Here is an 18080-nt window from a genome sequence, read left to right on the forward strand (position 1 = left end):
ACGATCTTTAGAAGGATGCCCTCCCCTCCCTGGAAGGGAGGGGAGTATTCTCAGGCGGTCGGCTCGGCCCGCCGCCGCCAGCGCCGCCAGCCCCAAAATCCCAAGCCGCCGATCGCGATCCACGGCGCGGCGATGATCAGCAACGTCAGCAAGCCGCGCACCGACAAGGCGAACAACGACCCCGATTCGCGTATCGTCTCACCCACCGGTCCGAAAAAGCCGTCGGCAGCGGGGGCGGTGGCGGCATAGTCGATTTCGATCGTCGAGAGCGCGACGCGCGTCTGCAATTCGCGCAACCATCCGCGCGCCTGATCGAGTTCCTCCTGCGCGGTCGCGACGCTGCGTTCGGCCTCGACCAGGTCGGCGACCTTCCCGTCGCGATTGCGCAGGATCGCGGTCAGCCGCTCGACCAGGATCGATCGCTGCCGGATGCGCGCTTCGGTATCGACCATCGCCTTCGATACGTCCTCGGCTTCGACCGCGCTGCTCACCGCGCGCCCGCCGCTCCCGGCGATCGCCTGGGTCAGCCTTTCGGTGAACGGCCGGGCGATGCTGCTCGCCACTTTCAGCGTCATCGTGCCGCCGGCATAGCTCCCGTCGCCGCCCGAGCGGTTGAGTGCGATCAATTGGCAGCGCGCCGGCCCGAGTTGATCGCACAACGCCAAATGCGCCTTTTGCGCCGCAGCGATGCCGTCGGCGCCGACGGCGAAACCAAGGCGATAGATATAGGCGATTCGGGGAACCGCGACGGTGACTGCCGAATTGCCGGCGTTCGGAGCGGCTGGCTGCGCGCTGCTCGCTTCCTCGGCGACGGTGCCCGAAGGCTGGTTCTGGCTACAGGCGGCAAGCAGCAAAAGGGCGAGCGGCAAACAGCGCATAGCATCTCCTATCGAACCCATAGAGATCAGATCATGGCGGGCATCGGGCGTCAATCGCTGCCCATCTCGCCAGCGGGGCGCTGGCTTGCTATCGCTCGTGCCAATGGCAACCGACCTGACCGATCCACCCGACCCCTTCGACCTGATCGTGGATGCCCCGTTCGACAGCGCGCTGTCCGAGCGGTACCTGGTCTATGCGATGTCGACGATCACCGCGCGCTCGCTGCCCGACGTGCGCGATGGGCTCAAGCCGGTGCATCGGCGGCTGTTGTGGGCGATGCGGCTGCTCAAGCTCGATCCCGCCAGCGGCTACAAGAAATGCGCGCGCGTCGTCGGCGACGTCATCGGCAAATATCATCCGCATGGCGATCAGTCGGTTTACGACGCCATGGTGCGGCTCGCACAGACCTTTGCGCTGCGATATCCGCTGGTCGACGGGCAGGGGAATTTCGGCAATATCGACGGCGATAACGCCGCCGCCTACCGCTATACCGAGGCGCGGCTGACCCAGGTCGCGATCGACCTGATGGCGGGGCTCGACGAGGATGCGGTCGATTATCGCCCGACCTATAATGGCGAGGATCACGAGCCCGAGCTGTTTCCCGGCGCCTTCCCCAACCTGCTCGCCAATGGTGCCGCGGGCATCGCGGTGGGGATGGCGACGTCGATTCCGCCGCACAATGCCGCCGAATTGCTCGACGCCGCGATCCTGCTGATCGACCAGCCGCAGGCCGACGACGCCGCGATCCTGGCGCATGTCACCGGCCCCGATTTCCCGACCGGCGGCATCGTCGTCGATTCGCCCGCGGCGATCGCCGAGAGCTACGCTACCGGGCGCGGGGGTTTCCGCGTGCGCGCCAAGTGGCAGATCGAGCGCGAAAAGGGCGGCGGCTGGACCGCGGTGGTCCATGAAATCCCGTATGGCGTGCAGAAGGGCAAGCTGATCGAGGCGATCGCGGCGCTGATCAACGACCGCAAATTTCCGATTCTGGCCGACATTCGCGACGAATCGGACGCCGAAATCCGCATCGTCCTCGAACCGCGCAGCCGCACCGTCGATGCCCAGACGCTGATGGACGGGCTGTTCCGGCTGAGCGACCTTGAAGTCCGCGTGCCGCTCAACCTCAATGTGCTCGACAAGGACCGCACGCCGCGGGTGATGTCGCTGCGCGAGGCGCTGGCGGCGTGGGTCGAGCATCAGTTCGTCGTGCTCCAGCGCCGATCGCAGCACCGGCTCGACAAGATCGCCGATCGGATCGAGCTGCTCGACGGCTATATCATCGCCTATCTCAACCTCGACCGGGTGATCGCGATCATCCGCGCCGAGGACGAGCCCAAGCCCGTGCTGATTGCCGAGTTCGCGCTGACCGACCGCCAGGCCGAGGCGATCCTCAACATGCGGCTGCGCAGCTTGCGCAAGCTCGAGGAAATGGAACTCCGCCGCGAACGCGACAAGCTCGACAAGGAAAAGGCCGAGCTCGAAGCGCTGCTGGCGTCGCCCGGCAAGCAGCGCACGCGGCTGAAGCGCGACCTGGCCAAGGTGCGCGAGCGCTATGGTCCCGAGACCTTGCTCGGCAAACGCCGCACGCTGATCGAGGAAGCCGGACCGGCTCGCGAAATCCCGCTCGAGGCGATGATCGAGCGCGAGCCGATCACCGTCATCCTGTCGCAGCGCGGCTGGATACGGGCGATGAAGGGGCATGCCGACCTCGCCTCGACCGAGCCGATGAAGTTTCGTGAGGGTGACGGCCCGCGCTTCGCCTTCCACGCGCAGACCACCGAAAAGCTGGTGCTCGCCTCCGAAAGCGGGCGCTTCTACACGCTGGGGGCCGACAAGCTGCCGGGCGGGCGCGGCTTTGGCGAGCCGGTGCGCGCGATGGTCGACCTCGACGGCGATGGCGACATCGTCGCGTTCGTGCGCGCCGGCGCCGCCGACATGCGGCTGCTCGTCGCGGCGACCGACGGGCGCGGCTTCGTGGTGCGGATGGCCGACCTGATCGCCGAGACGCGCAAGGGCAAGCAGGTGGTGACGCCGCGCGCCGGGGGGAAGCTCAAGCTGGTGCGCGTCATCGATCCCGCCGACGATTATGTCGCGGCGATCGGCGACAACCGCAAATTGGTGGTGTTCCCCCTGACCGAAATGGCCGAATTGTCGCGCGGGCAGGGGGTGCAATTGCAGCGCTATCGCGACGGCGGGCTATCCGATGCGCGCACCTTCCGTTTCGCCGAGGGCTTGAGCTGGACGATGGGCGGCGAAAGCGCGCGGACGCGGACCGAGGCCGATATGTCGGCCTGGCGTGCCGCGCGCGGCGCGGCAGGGCGGATGCCGCCCAACGGCTTCCCGCGCGATAATCGTTTCGGTTGAACGGCTTCGGCGCGGGCCTTGATCCCATGGTTCTTCAAGCGGTCTTAACCATTTCCACCTAGCGCTGGCCACATGGAACCACCCGATGCCTGGAAAGCGCAGTCGCTAGACCCGCCCATGCTGACACCAGAGGCTTCGACCAAGCTGTTCGGGCCGCAGAAGAGTGCCAAGTTTCTCGACATGCTGCCGATCCCGGCGGCGATCGTGGTGCTCACCGCCACCGGATTCGGCTTCGAGGGAATCAATCAGGCGTTCCGGCGCGCGGGGCTGGGCGTCGCCGCGCAGTCGTCGCCGGTCATCGGCTTGCTGGGCGAGCGGATCGCCAGCTTCTTCGGCAGCGACGAACGGTCGATCGAATTCGACTGGGCGTTCGGCGATGCCGTCGATTGCCGCTATTTCCGGGTCAAGATCGGTCGGCGCACGGTCGATCACGTCCACAAGCGCGCTTTGGTGACGCTGATCGACAACACCTCCGAAACGCGTACCGAAAACAGCCTGCGCCGCGAAATGATGACCGACAGCCTTACCGGGCTGCCTAACCGCGCGGGCTTCACCGAACAGCTCGAAACCGCGATCGCGCAGCGTTCGCGCGCGGCATTCGCGGTGCTGTCGATCAATCTCGATCGCTTCAGCCGCGTCAATGCTTGCATGGGCGGGCTCTCGGGCGACGAGCTGCTGATCTCCGTCGCGCGGCGGATGAAGGGGGCGCTGCGCGTCGGCGACGTGATCGCGCGGACCGGCGGCGATGAATTCACGATCCTGATGGCGGTCGATGACGGTCCCTCCGACGCGCTGCATGTCGCCAGGCGGATCGAGGATTCGCTGATAGCGCCGTTCCGGCTGTCCGATTTCGAAATCCGCGTCTCGTGCTCGATCGGCATTGCCCTGGGCGCTGACCAGGAAGGTGATGCCGAGGAATTGGTCCGCCATGCGCAATTCGCGGTGAAACGGTCGAAGAAGACCGGCCGCACCGAAGTCTATCAGACGCGCGCGTTCGACCTGGCACGCCAGGAGTTCGGGATCGAGACCGAACTGCGCCGCGCGATCGACAATGGCGCGCTGCGGCTGGCGTTCCAGCCGATCTGCGACCTCGCGACCGGCAGGATCGTCGCGTTCGAGGCGCTGTCGCGCTGGCGCACCGAACAGGGCGTCGAACTGTCGCCGAGCGACTTCATCCCGGTCGCCGAGGAATCGGGGCTGATCGTCCCCTTGGGCCGCTGGGCGATGGCGCAGGCGATCGAAACGGTCGCCGAATGGGACCGGCGTACGGGGGGCGATTGCGGCGTCAGCGTCGCGGTGAACCTGTCGGCGATCCAGCTCCAGCGCGATCGCGTGGCGACGATGGTGGGCGACATCCTCGAAAGCCACGGCGTCGAAGGCCGCCGGCTGACGATCGAACTCACCGAAAGCGCGATCGTCGCCGATCCCGATCGCACCGCGCACACCATCCGCGCGCTCAAGGAACTCGGCACCACCCTGGCGATGGACGATTTCGGCACCGGCTATTCGAACCTCGCCTATCTGCAGAAGCTGCCGATCGACGTGCTCAAGATCGATCGCAGCTTCGTGTCGGGGATGCTCGCCGATCGCGACAAGGTGGCGATCGTCCGCGCGATCCTCAGCCTGGCGCAGGCGCTCGGCATGAAGACCACCGCCGAGGGGATCGAGACCAACGAACTGGCGCAGACGCTGACCGCGCTTGGTTGCACTTACGGGCAGGGATATCTCTACGCGCGGCCGCTGCCCGCCGATCAGGCGTTCCGGTTGCTTTCGCTCTCCAAGAACTGAGCGACCGCGGCGTCGGCGATCGCATCGATCCGCGCCGCGTCGGGAAAGCCCTCGGCGATCCAGCGGTCCTCGACCCGGCGAAGCAGCCGCGCGACATCGGGACCGCGCGCGACGCCGCGCTGGACCAGCGCGCCTCCGCCGATCGGTAGCGCGGGCGGCTGCCAATCGGTGATCGCGCGCGCGTCGCCATCGGCGAGCAGCAGCCGGTCGACCGCTCCTTCGATGCCGATGCGATAGCCGAGCGCGCGCGCGCCTTCGCTCCCCACCGGCTGGATCGCGCTGGCGAGCCGCTTGCGCCGCGCGTTCGACAGCTTCAGCCGCGCGCCGACGGCCTCGTTGATCGCCGGATCGGCGGGCAGCAGCGCAGCGAGGCGGCGGATCGGGTCGGCGGCGATGCCTTGCGCGGCTTCGCGGGCGGCAAGCGCTTCGACGCGCGCGACGCCGGCGGCATCGATCTCGGGGATCACCGGCAGCAGGATGCCGCGATCGATCATCATCGTCAGCACGCGCACCGCATCGCGCGCCACCACCAGCTTGAGCAACTCGTCGGCGATGCGTTCGCGCGACAGCGCCATCAGGTCGCGCGCGCGCTCGGTGCACGCGGCAAGCCCCGCGGTATCGGGCGCATCGCCGAACCGCGCGAGGAAGCGGAAGAAGCGAAGTATCCGCAGATGATCCTCGGCGATGCGCCGCAGCGGGTCGCCGATAAAGCGCACCCGCCGCGCTGCCAGATCGTCGAGCCCGCCGAAATAATCGATCACCTCGCCGGTCAGCGGATCGGCATAGAGCGCGTTCATCGTGAAATCGCGCCGGCTGGCGTCTTCGCGCCAATCGTCGGTGAAGGCGACGGTGGCGCGGCGCCCGTCGGTCGAGACATCGCGGCGCAAAGTGGTGACCTCGACCGGGCCCGAGGGCAGGACCACGGTGATCGTGCCATGCTCGATCCCGGTCGGCACCGGCTTGAAGCCCGCGCGGCGGACGATCTCGACGACATCCTCGGGCGCGTGCCGGGTGGCGATATCGATGTCGGTGACGTCGAGCCCGAGCAGCGTGTCGCGCACTGCGCCGCCGACATAGCGCGCGTTGTCGGCGCCGAGCGCGGCGTTGAGCTGGGCCAGCCCTTCGCGCAGCCGCCACGGCGCATCGGGAAGCATCACAGCGACCACCGCAGGCGCTGCGACAGGTTGACGATCATCGCGGCGGTCGCGCCCCAGATGCGGTGGCCGTCCCAGAACATCTCGTGGAAATGCCGCGTGGTGCCGCGATACTCGGCGCTGGCGCGGACATGGTTGGCGGGATCGAGCAGGAAGGCGAGCGGGACTTCGAAGATCGTCTGGACCTCGCTCGGCTGCGGCGTCAGCGCCAGGTCGGCAGGCACCACCCCCAGCACCGGGGTCACCGAAAAGCCGGTGACGGTGCGATAGCGATCGACGGTGCCGATGATGTCGACCGCATGGCGCGGCATCGCGATTTCCTCTTCGGCTTCGCGCAGCGCGGCGGCGATCGCATCGGCGTCGCCGGCATCGATCCGCCCGCCGGGGAAGGCGACCTGCCCCGGATGGCGCGCGAGCGTTTCGGTGCGCTTGGTGAGGATGACGCCGGGCTGCGCGCGATCGGTGATCGCCACCAGCACCGCGGCGGGGGCGTCGATCCCCGATTGCTCGATCTCGTCCGCGGGCAGGTCGCCCGGCAGCAGCACGGTATCGGGATGGGCGGGCCGTTCGAGTGCGTGACGAAGCCTTTCGGCAAGCGTCATGCGGCGGGCTCGAGCGCGAAGAAGGCGCCGTTGCTCCACACCCCGGCGGGGGTGCCGCCATTGGCGAGCGCGATCTCGGCGAGTTCGTAATAGACCGACCGGCCCACCAGCGCCTCGAGCCCACCGCGCACGTGCAGATAGGGGCGCGGGCCATCCTCGCCCGCGGCGAAGCGCAACGCGTGGTCGGGGCCGGCGGTCAGCAGGTCGCCGGTGTTGAGCCGGAACGCCAGCTTCATCGCCTCGCCGGCGCCCTCGGCCTTCATCTCGACCGCGACGAAGGGCGCGTCCTCGACCGCGATGTCGAGCTTCTCGACCGGGGTGACCAGCACATAGCTGCCATCCTCCTCGCGGCGCAGGATCGTCGAGAACAGCCGTACCATTTCGGTACGCGTGATCGGCGATCCTTCGTGGTGCCACGTCCCGTCGCTGGCGATCCGCATGCCGCTGTCGCCGCAATGCTCGGGATTCCATTTGTCGACCGGCGGCAGCTTATGCTCTTCGGCAAGGCGAGCGATGTCGGCGAGCGATAGGCTGGACAGATCGGGCTGGGTTGGCATGGGCATAGCCTTCATCCGTTAGGACCCGCGCGCGTCACCGGCAAGCCGCCTTTGGGCGGTAGCACCGATCCTGGGACCGACGTGTCCTGGCTGCATCGGTATGCCGCTGCCGAGCGCCAGCAATCGGTGCGGTTCGAATGGCCCGGGCAGCCGCCATTGTCCCGTCCGCTCGGCACCGAAACCGAAGAAGCGGCCATAATAATCGGGGTCGCCGATCAGCATCAGCGAGTCGCCGCCGGGGATGTCCGAGCGCTGCGCCACCGCGATCGCGCGGCGGGTGAGCGCGCGGCCGATGCCGACATCCTGGCGCAGCGGCGACACCGCGATCGGCCCGACCAGGATCATCGGTACCCGATCGCCCGAATCGGCGGCGAGCGCGACCGGCCAGCACTGGATGCTGCCCACCAGCCGGCCATCCTCGACCGCGGCGAAGCTCAGGTCGGGGATCGCGGCGACGCCGTCGCGCAGCCGATAGGCGGTGCGCTGGTGCCGATCGGTGCCGAACACGGTATCGAGCAGCGCTTCGATCGCCTGCTGGTCGGCTTCGGCGATCGGGATCAGGTCGGCCACGCTTTATCTTCCCGCTACCCCGGCATATCAGGGATTCCGACATAGCCGAGGCGGCGCGACTTACCGCGTGCCGCGCCGCGCGCAAGCCATAAGGACGATGCCCATGAAACTCTATGATGCACCCTGGGCGCCGAGCCCCCGCCGCGTGCGCATCTTCCTGGCCGAAAAGGGCGTGGTCATCGATCGCGAGCATGTCGACCTGCGCGATGGCGAGCATCTGCGCGACGCCTATCTGCGGATCAATCCGCGCGGCGCGGTCCCCGCGCTCGAACTCGACGATGGCGAGGTGCTGTGCGAATCGGCGGCGATCTGTCGCTATATCGAGGCGCTGTATCCAGAGCCCTCGCTGTTCGGTGCCGATCCGCTCGCGATCGGCCGGATCGAATCATGGACCCGGCGGATCGAGGGCGATGGCTATGCCGCCGCGGTCTATGCCTTCCGCAATCGCTCGCCCGCCTTTGTCGATCGCGGGCTTCCGGGCAATTGGCCGCCGGTCGCGCAGATCCCCGAACTCGCGGCGCGCGGGATGGTGATGTGGGACGGCTTCGTGTCGGCGCTCGACGAGCGGCTCGCCGATCGCACCTGGATCGCCGGCGGCGGCTACAGCTTTGCCGACATCACCGCGCTGGTGACGATCGACTTCGCCAAGTCGGCGGCCAAATTGTCGGTGCCCGAGCGCGCCAAGCATATCCTGCGCTGGCACGCCGCCGCCACCGCGCGCCCCAGCGCCGCCGCCTGATCGACGCGCGCGGTCGGCGGCGCTAAGCCCGCCGCTCCCCATCCTCCCGAACAAGGCCATATCCTCTTGCACGATTCGCTGAAGCTTCAGGTCCGCGACCTCGAGGTCAACGTGCTTACCGGTGTCTATTCCGAAGAGACCCATTTGCCGCAGCCGCTGCGGATTTCGATGACGGTCGACATCGCCTGCGCCGAGCATTTCCATCCCGACACCCCGCTGTCGGCGTCGAAAAGCTATCTCGAGCTCAAGGAAGCCGCCACGCAATTGCCCGAAGGCGTGCATTTCACGCTGATCGAGGGGGTGGCCGACCATATCGCCGAGACGCTGTTCGTCGCCGATCCGCGCGTGCTGCGCGTCGAGATCGAGATCGTGAAGCTGGCGATCGCCGAGGCGGGCGAATCGATCGGGATCACGATGGTACGGCACCGGCGGTGAGCGCGGCGGGGCTGGCGCTGGTCACCGGCAGCTGCCGTCGGCTCGGCGCGCATATCGCCGCGGCGCTGGCGGCGGCGGGGTATGACGTCGCGCTCCACGCCACCCGCGATCCGGCGCCCGAGCCCTGGCTGGTCGAGGCGATCGAGGCGGCCGGCGCCGCCTGGCACGCCTTTGCCTGCGACCTCGACGATTTCGCCGCGGTCGAGGCGCTGGTGCCCGCGGTCGCGGCGCGCTTCTGGCGGCGGGTCGACGTGCTGGTCAACAACGCATCGATGTTCGACGCGGGCGACGGCGCGCTTCCCGATGCAGCGGCGCTGGTCGCGCATTACCGCGTCAACGTCGCCGCGCCGATCGCGCTCTCGACTGCTGTCGCGGGGCAGGGGGGCTGCGCGATCGTCAATATCCTCGACCAGCGGATCGCCCGGCCCCATCGCGACCAACTCGCCTACACGCTGTCGAAGCAGGCGCTGGCCGAGGCGACGCGGACGCTGGCGGCGGTACTGGCGCCGGTGCGCGTCAATGCGGTGGCACCGGGGCTGACTCTGCCGACCGCCGATTACGCACCTGCGCAGATCGACGCGCTGGCGGCGATGATGCCGCTTGGCCAGCTGCCGACGCCGCAGGCGATCGCCGAGGCCGTATGCTTCCTGGTGGGCGCTGGGGCGAGCACCGGGCAGACCCTATATGTCGATGGCGGCGCGGCGCAGGCGTGTTTCGCGCGCGATTTCGTCCATCTGGGGCGCGATTGAGCGATCAGCGCGCGCATGGCCCCAGCGCCTGCATGACGAAGGCATAATCGTCGCGCGCGATTTCGGCACGATCGGGCGCTTCGTTGGCGGTGCTCTCCTCGGGGAGTGCCGGGGGCAGCCCGCACGCCAATCGATACCATAATAAGGTGTCGCGTTGCGGCGGGCCGGCGACGTCGTCGACGATCTCGCCCAGTGCGACCGCCCAGCGGCGCTGCTGGCCAGGGCGGCGCAGGATCGACAGCGATACCGGGTCGCCCGACTGGGTGCGCAGGAAGATCTGCGTCTCGCCCTCGCCGGGCAGCGATCCGGGGACGTGGAAGGCGTTGCCGATCCCGATGATCGTCGGCGGCGCATCGGGTTCGATCGCCGCGCGCGCGATCTGACGGACCAGCGCGTCGTTGGCGGGGGTCCAGGGCAGCTGCGCGCCGGGCTCGATCAGCTGTACCTGGTCGGGCCGGCCGGGCACCGGCCGCGCGAAGATGATGACGCGCATGCCCTTTGGTCGGGGTGTACGGCCGCGCGCATCGAGCGGCATATCGATGAGATAGCCGACCTGCGCCGCTACGGCACCGGGCCCGCGAATCAGTGCAGCAACGTCGGCGTTGACATAAAATCGGACAAATCCGTCGGCGACCCCGGCTGCCTCGGCACCTTTTATCCTGACGGCGCTTCGGATCGTCGCATCGGCGATGATCGGCGCCTGGAGCACCAGCGGCGCGAGCTCGGCATAGCTCCGGGTAGGCAAGCCTTGCCCCGGAACTGCCACGATTTGGCCGTTTTGCGCCGTATTTTCAAAGGATGGGGTGAGGGCGAGCGCCGCAAGGACGATGCTGGGGGCAAGCTGGAACATGCCGCGATGGGTACCCGATCGGCCGCTTTTGATACAGAAATTAATCCGGGGCGCGGCGACTATACGTTTGTTGCGTCCGACAAAGCGTTTGCGTCACGTCCGACGCGGCGATAGACAACCACTCCGACCGGAACGCTTGGCCGTTACGGTTCAGTCGGGTTGGCGCTTCGCCTTTTTTCGGGCGTATTGCCCAGCGTTGTGCTCCAGCACGCGCGATTTGAGGGAGTTTCGTTGCTGAATGGCCTATGCTGACCAAAAAGCGGGCTCTGGCCGTATCGTGGCGATCATCATCGTTGCCGCGGTGCATGCCGTGCTCGGTTATTTCCTGGTCTCCGGCCTCGCGTATCAATACGTGAAGCAGGTGAGCGAAGAGTTAAACACCTTCGACGTCCAGGAACCGCCGCCGCCGCCGCCAGAAGAAGAGCCGCCGCCCCCACCGCCTGACACGCCGCAGGTGCAGCCACCCCCCGTGGTGACCCCGCCGCCGCTCGTGCGGACCAACACGCCGCCGCCGGTGGTGATCCAGTCGGTCAACACGCCGCCGCCTTCGATCGTCACGACGATGATCGCGGCGCCGCCAGTCCCTGCAGCGCCCGTCGCGCCGCCGGTTCCGGCGCCGCCCAAGGTGTCGAAGAAGGCTGGGCCCAAGGGCAATCCGGGTTCGTGGTTCTCGAACGACGACTATCCCCCCGCTGCGCGTCGCGCAGAGGCCGAGGGTCGTGTGTCGGTTTCGGTAACCGTTGGCACCAATGGCCGCGTCACCGCCTGCCGCGTGACCTCGTCGAGCGGTAACAGCGATCTCGACAACACGACGTGCCGTCTTGCCGAACGTCGCGGACGCTTCTCACCGGCACTCGACGATGCGGGCAATCCGATCCAGGCGACGTACAGCCTGCCGGGCATCCGCTGGCAGCTCGAAGACTGACCCGTTTCTGCCGGCGCGAGTGGCCATGTCCCTTGCGCCGGCGCCTTGAATAACGCTCTATTCGTCAGAGGAAGATCTCAGATATGCTCACCACCATCCTCGCTGCGGCGGCTCCGGCCGGCGAAAACCCCTACGGTCTGGCAGCCGCGCTGAAAGAAGGCGGCCTGATCGCTCAGGGCACCTTCGGCATCCTCGTCATCATGTCGATCGTGTCGTTCTACATCATGTTCACCAAGCTGTTCGAGCAGCAGAAGATCATGAACCAGGCCAAGCGCATGCGCGCCGACTTCTGGAAGTCGAACAGCCTGAAGGAAGGCGCCGCCAAGCTCGACAAGAATTCGGCCTATCGCCAGATCGTCGACGACGGCCTGGCCGCGCAGGAGCAGCATGGCAAGCTGACCGATCCGGTCGAGGCGCATGACTGGCTGCACGGTTCGCTCGCGCGTTCGGAGGCGTCGATCAACTCGAAGCTCGGCGGCGGTCTCGCCTTCCTGGCAACCGTGGGTGCGACCGCACCGTTCATCGGCCTGTTCGGTACCGTTATCGGTATCTACCGCGCCCTGGTGAAGATCGGTTCGTCGGGCCAGGCGTCGATCGACGCGGTTGCCGGCCCCGTCGGTGAAGCGCTGATCATGACCGCACTCGGCCTGCTCGTTGCGGTGCCTGCGGTGCTGGCGTACAACTGGCTGCAGCGTCGCAATAAGGCGATCTCGGAAGATCTGAGCGCGTTCTCGAACGACGTTCTGGGCTTCCTCGCATCGAACGGCGCGGTTCGCCCGACGAACGCCTCGGTTGCTGCAAGCAAGCCGGTTGCCCCGGTTGCGAAGCCTGCCACGACCACTGCCGGCCAGACCGGCGGCGTGCAGACCCGCGCCTGATTGGACGGCGACGCCGCGGGCATCCAGCCCCGGCGTCGCCATCCCCCGGTTCGTTCGATCGAACCGAGTATAAACATAGGATAGCGCGCAAATGGCGATGAGCGTTGGTGGCGACTCCACCGATAAACCACTTTCGGACATCAACACGACTCCTCTGGTGGATGTCATGCTGGTGCTCCTGATCATCTTCCTGATCGCGGTTCCGGTCGCAATCCAGGCGGTCGATCTCGAATTGCCCAAGGTGGCGTACGAGCCGACGACCACCAAGCCCGAGAATATCAACCTTTCGGTCAGCGGCTCCGAAGCCGGTTGCAAGGTGTATTGGAACCTTACCCAGGTCGACAGCGGCGAATTGCTGCGGCGCGGGGCGGAAAATCTTCAGGCAGTGGTGACGCGATTCGGCGACAACCTGAAGCCCGACGATATTCCCGAGGTGCATATTCGCGGTGACGTGAACACGCCGTATCGCTGCATCGGCGGCGCGATCTACACGATGCAGCAGGCTGGCTTCGTGAAAGTCGGCTTCATTTCGGAACCGCCGGCGGGCACTGCCCGTGGCCGGGTCTGACGCTGCGTACCAGGAGTAAATGACATGGCAATGAGCGGCGGCAAAGACGACGGCGAGCCGATGATGGACCTGAACATGACGCCGTTGATCGACGTCCTGCTCGTGCTCCTCATCATGTTCATCATCACCATCCCGATCCAGACGCACGCGGTGAAGGTCGATCTTCCCCAGCCCAACCCGGACGATAATCGCAACCAGGTCGATCCTGTGAAGAACAAGATCGTGATCGATGCTGCGGGCACGGTCAGCTGGAACGGCGCACCCGTCAACGACGTGACGCTTTCGCAGTATCTCGACCAGTCGGTCGCGCTCGATCCCGAGCCCGAGCTGCACTTCCAGCCCGAGCCGACCGCGCGCTACGAGCGGGTCGACCAGATCCTGGCGATCGTGAAGCGTGCGAACGTCACCAAGCTGGGCTTCATCGGCAACGAGCAATATCGCGAGTTCTGATCGCTTCGGCATCGACGGATAGAGAAAAAGGGGTGGTCTTCGGACCGCCCCTTTTTTGTGCCCCGCGCCGGGACGCTCGCAATTGCAGCGACGATTTGGTTTGCACGCCACCCTTCGAAAGCGCATGACACAAAAGTGACATATAAAAGTCACGTGAATGTAACCTTGGCTTTTGGAGAGCGAGATGCGTGCTACCAAGTTGATCATTGTCGCGGCGATGCTGGGTGTACCGGCGGCGTCGGCCGGGGCGCAGAACCGGACCGATCCCTATGCGCATAACGCGATCGAGCGCGGCCAATTCAGCGAGGCCGAGGCATCGCTGCGTGCGCAGTTGCTGGTCGAACCAGCGAAGCCCGAATTGCTGCTGAACCTCGCCGCGATCTACGCGCGCACCAACCGGCTCGAACAGGCCGAGGCGCTATACGCGCGCGTCATGGCGGGCGAGGACGTGTCGCTGCTGCTACGCCCCGATTATGCGCTGGGCGCGCACGCGATCGCGCAGCGCGGGCTACGCAAGCTCGACGTGCAGCGCACCGCGGGCCGTTGAACCGATGACTGATCCGGACCGTACCCGCGGTCCGGACCCGTTCCTGCCGCGGTCCCGACGCTGCCTCACAGCTTGGGCAGCGTTACCCCGCGCTGCCCCATATATTTGCCCGCACGGTCGGCGTAGCTGGTCTCGCAGATCTCGTTCCCTTGAAGGAACAGGAACTGGCACGCGCCCTCATTGGCATAGATCTTGGCGGGTAGCGGCGTCGTGTTCGAGAATTCGAGCGTCACATGCCCCTCCCATTCGGGTTCGAGCGGGGTGACGTTCACGATGATCCCGCAGCGCGCATAGGTCGATTTGCCGAGGCAGATCACCAGCACGTCGCGCGGCACCCGGAAATATTCCACCGTCCGCGCCAGCGCGAAGCTGTTGGGCGGGATGATGCAGCAATCGGTCTTGCGATCGACGAAGCTGTTCGAATCGAAATTCTTGGGGTCGACGATCGCGCTGTCGACATTGGTGAAGATCTTGAATTCGTCGGCGACGCGCGCGTCATAGCCATAGGATGACAGCCCGTAGCTGATGCAGCCTTCGCGGCGCTGCGATTCGGTGAAGGGCTCGATCATCCGCCGCGTCGTGGCGGCCTCGCGAATCCAGCGGTCGGACAGGATCATGAATGGCTTCCCCTTGCGTACGCTGCCTTTTCGCGGGTCGCACGCGGCTGGGCAAGCTGCTTAGTCGACGCGCGTCAGCACCGTGCGGTTGCGCGGCAGCCACACGTCCTTGCCGTCGCCTTCGGGATCGACCTCCTTCAGCGTGGTCATCGTCGCGCCGTCGCGGACCGTCGTTTCGCGGATCTGAGCCATGCCGTCGCCGTCGATCCGCCGGTCCTGCGCGATCATCGTCCAGTGCGTCGGGTCGGGCGCGGCGGAAACGGTCAACCGCACCGTGGCGGTTTCGAGCGGGCGGCCTTCGCGGAACGTCGCCGAGCGCAGCGAGTCGCCCTCGACCATCGCCGTGGTGGTGATCCAGACGGTGCCGGTCTTGGGGCCGTCGTCATACGCCGCGGTGCGCACCGTCGTGACGCCGTCGGGCTGGGCAATTATCGTCACCTCGACCGGCAGGCCTTGCCATTGGTCGGTCTGATAGTCGCGATAGGCGAGCTCGCCGCGCCATTTGCCGGCGGTGCTCGCCAGCAAGGCTTGCGGCGTGATCGATTGGAGCGGCAGCAGCAGCGACAGAATTAGAATCGACATGGCAACGGTCTCCCACTGGCAGCCAGCGTGTCATAGGCTGGCTTGCTACGCGAGCGTCATGAAGCGTTTTCGATTGGGCGTGCGTTGTGCGCCCGCGCGCGATAGGCAGCGACACGAGATCAGGAGGAAATATGGCCGGAGGATTGGTTGCGCTGCTCGACGACGTGGCGGCGCTGACGAAGCTGGCGGCAGCGTCGATCGACGATGTCGGCGCCGCGGCGGCGCGCGCGGGGGCGAAGTCGGCGGGGGTGGTGATCGACGATGCCGCGGTCACGCCGCGCTATGTGGTCGGCCTGCCGCCGCAACGCGAGCTGCCGATCATCGGCAAGATCGCGCTGGGGTCGCTCAAGAACAAGTTGCTGTTCCTGCTGCCCGCGGCGCTCGCGATCAGCGCATGGCTTCCCTGGGCGCTGACGCCGCTGCTGATGATCGGCGGCGCCTATCTCTGCTTCGAAGGGACCGAGAAGGTCTATGAAGCGCTAGCGGGCAAGGACCATGGCCAGGAGGTCGCGGCGATCACCGACCCGCAGGAGCTCGAGGATCGCCAGGTATCGGGGGCGATCCGCACCGACTTCATCCTGTCGGCCGAGATCATGGCGATCGCGCTCGCCGATCTCGACACCGGGTCGATCTGGCAGCAGGCGCTGGTACTCGCGCTGGTCGGGCTGGCGATCACCGTCGGCGTCTATGGCTTCGTCGCGATCATCGTGAAGATGGACGATGTCGGGCTGCATCTGGCCAAGGGCGGGGGTGCAGGCGCCGGCTTCGGGCGGGGGCTGGTCAAGGCGATGCCCGTGCTGCTGAAATTCCTGTCGATCGTCGGCACCGCGGCGATGATCTGGGTCGGCGGCGGGATCATCGTCCACGGTTTGGCCGGCTTCGGGCTGGCGGGGATCGAGCATGGCATCCACGACGTCGCGGTGGCAGCGGGTGGTGCGCTGGCGGGCGCGCGCGGCGTGGTCGAATGGATCGTCACCGCGTTCGGCGCTGGGATCGTCGGGCTGGTGGTGGGCGGCGCGATCGTCGCGATCCTGCACTTGTTGCCCAAGAAGGCGGGGGCGGCGGCGGCGCACTGAGCACCGCTGCGGTCACAAGCCGAGGTCGCCGGGGCCGAAGGCGTGCGGCAACAGGTCGCGCAGCCGGTGGGTTTCGATCCGCTCGCCCTGCGCGCCCGCGCAGAACACCGCGATGTCGCGCGCGCCCATGCCTGCGGCCTCGTTGAGCACCTGGCGGCAGCGCCCGCACGGCCGCACCGGATCGGTGCCGGTGGCGACGCCGTCGACCTGCATCCCGCCGATCACCCCGATCGCGACGACATCGCGCAGCCGCCCCGCCGCGCTGAGCGTCGCGATCGCGACGGTCTCGGCGCACAGCGACAGGCCGTAGCTGGCATTCTCGAAATTTGCGCCGGTGACCACGCTGCCGTCGGTCAGCAGCACCGCGGCGCCGACCGAGAAGCGCGAATAGGGCGCGTGGGCGTTGCGCGCGGCGTCGCGCGCGGCGGCGATCAGCGGTTGCGGGTCGATCGCGGTCGGGTCGGTCTGGGTCAAGTTGCTACCACGTTCCAATGGGCGGGCCGTTCGATACCATCGACGCGGCGGATCGGGTTCGCCTGCCACATGCGCCAGCCGCGCGCCAGATAGGTGGGCTCGCGAAACGCGCGCAGCGCCCAGAAGGTGCGGTCGATGCCCTCGCTCAGTCGGTATTGCGCCTCGAAGGCGGGCGACGCGCGCAGCAAGGCGGGCTTGCCGGTATGGCGTTCGACGCGCGCGAGGAACGCCTTCACTTCGCCGAGCATCGCGCCGCGGGTGGGGGCGGGGATGCAGGCCGGGTCGAGCTCGAACGCGACCGCGGCGGGGAGCGCGTCGGCGGTGCGCGGGACGGTGGCGTTGAAATGATCGGCCTGTTCGGTGCCCGGGCGGCACGGCGCGTAGAGGTGCAACGCGCCGCGCCGAACGCCGGCCACGGGCAGCGCCCGCCAATGCCGCTCGAACGCGGCGTCGCGCGACACGTCGCCCTGCGTCGCGACGACATAGGCAAAATCGACGCCGTCGCCGCGCGCGACATACCAGTCGATCGCGCCCGTCGCCGCGCTGACATCGACCCCCTGCACCGCATATTGCTCGATCGGCGGTTGCCACTGGCCGGCATAGATCCAGCCGCCGCCCGCAATCGCCCCCGCCGCGCCGACTGCGATCAGCAGCCGCCCCAGCCCCCAAAATTGCACTCCGTTCGCCCCTTTATGATTTAATGTGCAGCACGCAGATCAACGTGAACAGCCGCCGCGCGGTATCGAAATCGACCTCGATGTTGCGCTCGAGCCGTTCCTTCAGCAGCTCGGCGGCCTCGTTGTGGACCGCGCGGCGCGCCATATCGACGGTCTCGATATGCTCGGCGGTGGCGCTGCGGATCGCCTGATAATAGCTGTCGCAAATCGCGAAATAGCTTTTGATCGGCCGCTGGAAGCGCCCCATCGCCAGCACCAGCGTTTCGAGCGGCGATCCGTCCTCGCGCGCCATCGCCAGCGCCAGCCGCCCCTCCTCGACGCTGATCGTCAGCTTGTAGGGGCCGGCATAGCCATCGGGATGCTCGCGCAACGGCTTGAAATAATTGCCTTCGAGCAGATCGAAGATCGCGATCCGCCGCTCCTGTTCGATATCGGCGTTGCGCCACAGGATCGTGCGTTCGTCCAGCGTGACGGCGATGATCCTGGGGTCGGCCATGGTCAGCCCGCGATAAGCCTTTGGCGCGCAAGATCAACGGGGGAGCGAGTTCTACGCGTTATCCACAGGCCGGGTGCCTTGCGCGCCGCGCCGCATTGCCGGA

At 67.1% G+C, this 18080-nt stretch carries 23 protein-coding genes; 12 read left to right on the forward strand and 11 right to left on the reverse strand.

Annotated elements, in window-relative coordinates:
* Nucleotides 1-50 precede the first annotated feature (50 nt).
* Entirely contained in the window at nucleotides 51-878 is an 828-nt protein-coding gene (locus tag NMP03_RS00390; RefSeq protein ID WP_256506591.1) for a DUF4349 domain-containing protein, read from the reverse strand.
* A gap of 103 nt (nucleotides 879-981) precedes the next feature.
* Here NMP03_RS00390 and parC point away from each other — a divergent pair, with 103 nt between their 5' ends.
* The gene (gene parC, locus NMP03_RS00395) at nucleotides 982-3243 is read left to right on the forward strand and encodes a DNA topoisomerase IV subunit A (RefSeq protein WP_256506592.1); all 2262 of its coding nucleotides are present in this window, start codon (nucleotides 982-984) and stop codon (nucleotides 3241-3243) included.
* Between the two features lie 117 nt (nucleotides 3244-3360).
* Nucleotides 3361-5031: a putative bifunctional diguanylate cyclase/phosphodiesterase gene (locus NMP03_RS00400; RefSeq protein WP_256508163.1), complete on the forward strand. Its 1671-nt coding sequence runs from the start codon at nucleotides 3361-3363 to the stop codon at nucleotides 5029-5031.
* Here the strand turns inward: NMP03_RS00400 and NMP03_RS00405 are convergent.
* The 4 genes from NMP03_RS00405 to NMP03_RS00420 are packed head-to-tail and all read right to left on the reverse strand — an operon-like array spanning nucleotide 4995 to nucleotide 7914.
* The gene (locus tag NMP03_RS00405; protein WP_406698481.1) at nucleotides 4995-6185 is read right to left on the reverse strand and encodes a CCA tRNA nucleotidyltransferase; all 1191 of its coding nucleotides are present in this window, start codon (nucleotides 6183-6185) and stop codon (nucleotides 4995-4997) included. The two genes, NMP03_RS00400 and NMP03_RS00405, sit on opposite strands and share 37 nt — an antisense overlap.
* The gene (locus NMP03_RS00410; protein ID WP_256506594.1) at nucleotides 6185-6787 is read right to left on the reverse strand and encodes a CoA pyrophosphatase; all 603 of its coding nucleotides are present in this window, start codon (nucleotides 6785-6787) and stop codon (nucleotides 6185-6187) included. Before NMP03_RS00410 ends, NMP03_RS00405 begins: the two co-directional genes overlap by 1 nt.
* Nucleotides 6784-7350, reverse strand: a complete 567-nt coding sequence (locus NMP03_RS00415; RefSeq protein ID WP_256506595.1) for a DUF1285 domain-containing protein — start codon at nucleotides 7348-7350, stop codon at nucleotides 6784-6786. Before NMP03_RS00415 ends, NMP03_RS00410 begins: the two co-directional genes overlap by 4 nt.
* 12 nt (nucleotides 7351-7362) lie before the next feature.
* Entirely contained in the window at nucleotides 7363-7914 is a 552-nt protein-coding gene (locus tag NMP03_RS00420) for a GNAT family N-acetyltransferase (RefSeq protein ID WP_256506596.1), read from the reverse strand.
* 103 nt (nucleotides 7915-8017) lie between these two features.
* Here NMP03_RS00420 and NMP03_RS00425 point away from each other — a divergent pair, with 103 nt between their 5' ends.
* The 3 genes from NMP03_RS00425 (at nucleotide 8018) to NMP03_RS00435 (ending at nucleotide 9837) form a co-directional block, all read left to right on the forward strand.
* The gene (locus NMP03_RS00425; RefSeq protein ID WP_256506597.1) at nucleotides 8018-8653 is read left to right on the forward strand and encodes a glutathione S-transferase family protein; all 636 of its coding nucleotides are present in this window, start codon (nucleotides 8018-8020) and stop codon (nucleotides 8651-8653) included.
* Nucleotides 8654-8719: 66 nt separating this feature from the next.
* On the forward strand, nucleotides 8720-9088 hold the full coding sequence (locus tag NMP03_RS00430) for a dihydroneopterin aldolase (RefSeq protein ID WP_256506598.1): 369 nt from the start codon (nucleotides 8720-8722) through the stop codon (nucleotides 9086-9088).
* Complete coding sequence (locus tag NMP03_RS00435; protein ID WP_256506600.1) at nucleotides 9085-9837, forward strand: SDR family oxidoreductase; 753 nt, start codon at nucleotides 9085-9087, stop codon at nucleotides 9835-9837. The genes NMP03_RS00430 and NMP03_RS00435 overlap by 4 nt, the downstream gene beginning before the upstream one ends.
* Before the next feature lie 4 nt (nucleotides 9838-9841).
* On the opposite strand, the gene NMP03_RS00440 is transcribed toward NMP03_RS00435, so the two are convergent.
* Nucleotides 9842-10582 carry a hypothetical protein gene (locus NMP03_RS00440; protein WP_256506601.1) on the reverse strand — a complete coding sequence of 247 codons (741 nt, stop codon included), beginning with the start codon at nucleotides 10580-10582 and terminating at the stop codon, nucleotides 9842-9844.
* A 33-nt stretch (nucleotides 10583-10615) separates the two neighbouring features.
* Between NMP03_RS00440 and NMP03_RS00445 the strand changes: the two genes are divergently transcribed.
* The 6 genes from NMP03_RS00445 to NMP03_RS00470 all read left to right on the forward strand — a co-directional run bounded on the left by NMP03_RS00445 (nucleotide 10616) and on the right by NMP03_RS00470 (nucleotide 14055).
* Nucleotides 10616-10801, forward strand: a complete 186-nt coding sequence (locus NMP03_RS00445; protein ID WP_256506602.1) for a hypothetical protein — start codon at nucleotides 10616-10618, stop codon at nucleotides 10799-10801.
* A gap of 124 nt (nucleotides 10802-10925) precedes the next feature.
* Nucleotides 10926-11612 (forward strand): energy transducer TonB, encoded by a 687-nt coding sequence (locus tag NMP03_RS00450; protein ID WP_256506603.1) that lies wholly within the window; start codon nucleotides 10926-10928, stop codon nucleotides 11610-11612.
* 83 nt (nucleotides 11613-11695) lie between these two features.
* Complete coding sequence (locus tag NMP03_RS00455) at nucleotides 11696-12490, forward strand: MotA/TolQ/ExbB proton channel family protein (protein ID WP_256506604.1); 795 nt, start codon at nucleotides 11696-11698, stop codon at nucleotides 12488-12490.
* Nucleotides 12491-12581: 91 nt separating this feature from the next.
* Nucleotides 12582-13058, forward strand: coding sequence for an ExbD/TolR family protein (locus NMP03_RS00460; protein ID WP_256506605.1), 477 nt, complete (start codon nucleotides 12582-12584; stop codon nucleotides 13056-13058).
* A gap of 24 nt (nucleotides 13059-13082) precedes the next feature.
* A complete protein-coding gene (locus NMP03_RS00465) occupies nucleotides 13083-13508 on the forward strand; it encodes an ExbD/TolR family protein (protein WP_256506606.1) in 426 nt (141 codons plus the stop codon).
* A 184-nt stretch (nucleotides 13509-13692) separates the two neighbouring features.
* Nucleotides 13693-14055: a tetratricopeptide repeat protein gene (locus tag NMP03_RS00470; RefSeq protein WP_256506607.1), complete on the forward strand. Its 363-nt coding sequence runs from the start codon at nucleotides 13693-13695 to the stop codon at nucleotides 14053-14055.
* Between the two features lie 65 nt (nucleotides 14056-14120).
* On the opposite strand, the gene dcd is transcribed toward NMP03_RS00470, so the two are convergent.
* Both dcd and NMP03_RS00480 read right to left on the reverse strand, forming a co-directional pair.
* Complete coding sequence (gene dcd / locus NMP03_RS00475) at nucleotides 14121-14672, reverse strand: dCTP deaminase (protein ID WP_256506608.1); 552 nt, start codon at nucleotides 14670-14672, stop codon at nucleotides 14121-14123.
* Between the two features lie 60 nt (nucleotides 14673-14732).
* Nucleotides 14733-15254 carry a hypothetical protein gene (locus tag NMP03_RS00480; RefSeq protein ID WP_256506609.1) on the reverse strand — a complete coding sequence of 174 codons (522 nt, stop codon included), beginning with the start codon at nucleotides 15252-15254 and terminating at the stop codon, nucleotides 14733-14735.
* 131 nt (nucleotides 15255-15385) lie between these two features.
* Between NMP03_RS00480 and NMP03_RS00485 the strand changes: the two genes are divergently transcribed.
* Nucleotides 15386-16330 carry a DUF808 domain-containing protein gene (locus tag NMP03_RS00485; RefSeq protein WP_256506610.1) on the forward strand — a complete coding sequence of 315 codons (945 nt, stop codon included), beginning with the start codon at nucleotides 15386-15388 and terminating at the stop codon, nucleotides 16328-16330.
* A 12-nt stretch (nucleotides 16331-16342) separates the two neighbouring features.
* Here the strand turns inward: NMP03_RS00485 and NMP03_RS00490 are convergent, their stop codons facing one another.
* Genes NMP03_RS00490 through NMP03_RS00500 form a run of 3 tightly spaced genes read right to left on the reverse strand, consistent with a single transcriptional unit; the run spans nucleotide 16343 to nucleotide 17977 of the window.
* On the reverse strand, nucleotides 16343-16804 hold the full coding sequence (locus NMP03_RS00490) for a cytidine deaminase (RefSeq protein WP_256506611.1): 462 nt from the start codon (nucleotides 16802-16804) through the stop codon (nucleotides 16343-16345).
* Nucleotides 16801-17481 (reverse strand): GH25 family lysozyme, encoded by a 681-nt coding sequence (locus NMP03_RS00495; RefSeq protein WP_256506612.1) that lies wholly within the window; start codon nucleotides 17479-17481, stop codon nucleotides 16801-16803. Before NMP03_RS00495 ends, NMP03_RS00490 begins: the two co-directional genes overlap by 4 nt.
* 13 nt (nucleotides 17482-17494) lie before the next feature.
* Entirely contained in the window at nucleotides 17495-17977 is a 483-nt protein-coding gene (locus NMP03_RS00500) for a UPF0262 family protein (protein ID WP_256506613.1), read from the reverse strand.
* Between the last annotated feature and the right edge of the window lie 103 nt (nucleotides 17978-18080).

This window comes from Sphingomonas qomolangmaensis, assembly GCF_024496245.1.
GTDB lineage: Bacteria > Pseudomonadota > Alphaproteobacteria > Sphingomonadales > Sphingomonadaceae > Sphingomonas > Sphingomonas qomolangmaensis.

Bases quoted from the DNA above. Each gene is read 5' to 3' on its own strand.
- NMP03_RS00390 (WP_256506591.1), bottom strand. From the start codon at position 878: ATGCGCTGTTTGCCGCTCGCCCTTTTGCTGCTTGCCGCCTGTAGCCAG.
- parC (WP_256506592.1), top strand. From the start codon at position 982: ATGGCAACCGACCTGACCGATCCACCCGACCCCTTCGACCTGATCGTG.
- NMP03_RS00400 (WP_256508163.1), top strand. From the start codon at position 3,361: ATGCTGACACCAGAGGCTTCGACCAAGCTGTTCGGGCCGCAGAAGAGT.
- NMP03_RS00405 (WP_406698481.1), bottom strand. From the start codon at position 6,185: ATGCTTCCCGATGCGCCGTGGCGGCTGCGCGAAGGGCTGGCCCAGCTC.
- NMP03_RS00410 (WP_256506594.1), bottom strand. From the start codon at position 6,787: ATGACGCTTGCCGAAAGGCTTCGTCACGCACTCGAACGGCCCGCCCAT.
- NMP03_RS00415 (WP_256506595.1), bottom strand. From the start codon at position 7,350: ATGCCCATGCCAACCCAGCCCGATCTGTCCAGCCTATCGCTCGCCGAC.
- NMP03_RS00425 (WP_256506597.1), top strand. From the start codon at position 8,018: ATGAAACTCTATGATGCACCCTGGGCGCCGAGCCCCCGCCGCGTGCGC.
- NMP03_RS00450 (WP_256506603.1), top strand. From the start codon at position 10,926: ATGGCCTATGCTGACCAAAAAGCGGGCTCTGGCCGTATCGTGGCGATC.
- NMP03_RS00455 (WP_256506604.1), top strand. From the start codon at position 11,696: ATGCTCACCACCATCCTCGCTGCGGCGGCTCCGGCCGGCGAAAACCCC.
- NMP03_RS00460 (WP_256506605.1), top strand. From the start codon at position 12,582: ATGGCGATGAGCGTTGGTGGCGACTCCACCGATAAACCACTTTCGGAC.
- NMP03_RS00465 (WP_256506606.1), top strand. From the start codon at position 13,083: ATGGCAATGAGCGGCGGCAAAGACGACGGCGAGCCGATGATGGACCTG.
- NMP03_RS00470 (WP_256506607.1), top strand. From the start codon at position 13,693: ATGCGTGCTACCAAGTTGATCATTGTCGCGGCGATGCTGGGTGTACCG.
- dcd (WP_256506608.1), bottom strand. From the start codon at position 14,672: ATGATCCTGTCCGACCGCTGGATTCGCGAGGCCGCCACGACGCGGCGG.
- NMP03_RS00480 (WP_256506609.1), bottom strand. From the start codon at position 15,254: ATGTCGATTCTAATTCTGTCGCTGCTGCTGCCGCTCCAATCGATCACG.
- NMP03_RS00485 (WP_256506610.1), top strand. From the start codon at position 15,386: ATGGCCGGAGGATTGGTTGCGCTGCTCGACGACGTGGCGGCGCTGACG.
- NMP03_RS00500 (WP_256506613.1), bottom strand. From the start codon at position 17,977: ATGGCCGACCCCAGGATCATCGCCGTCACGCTGGACGAACGCACGATC.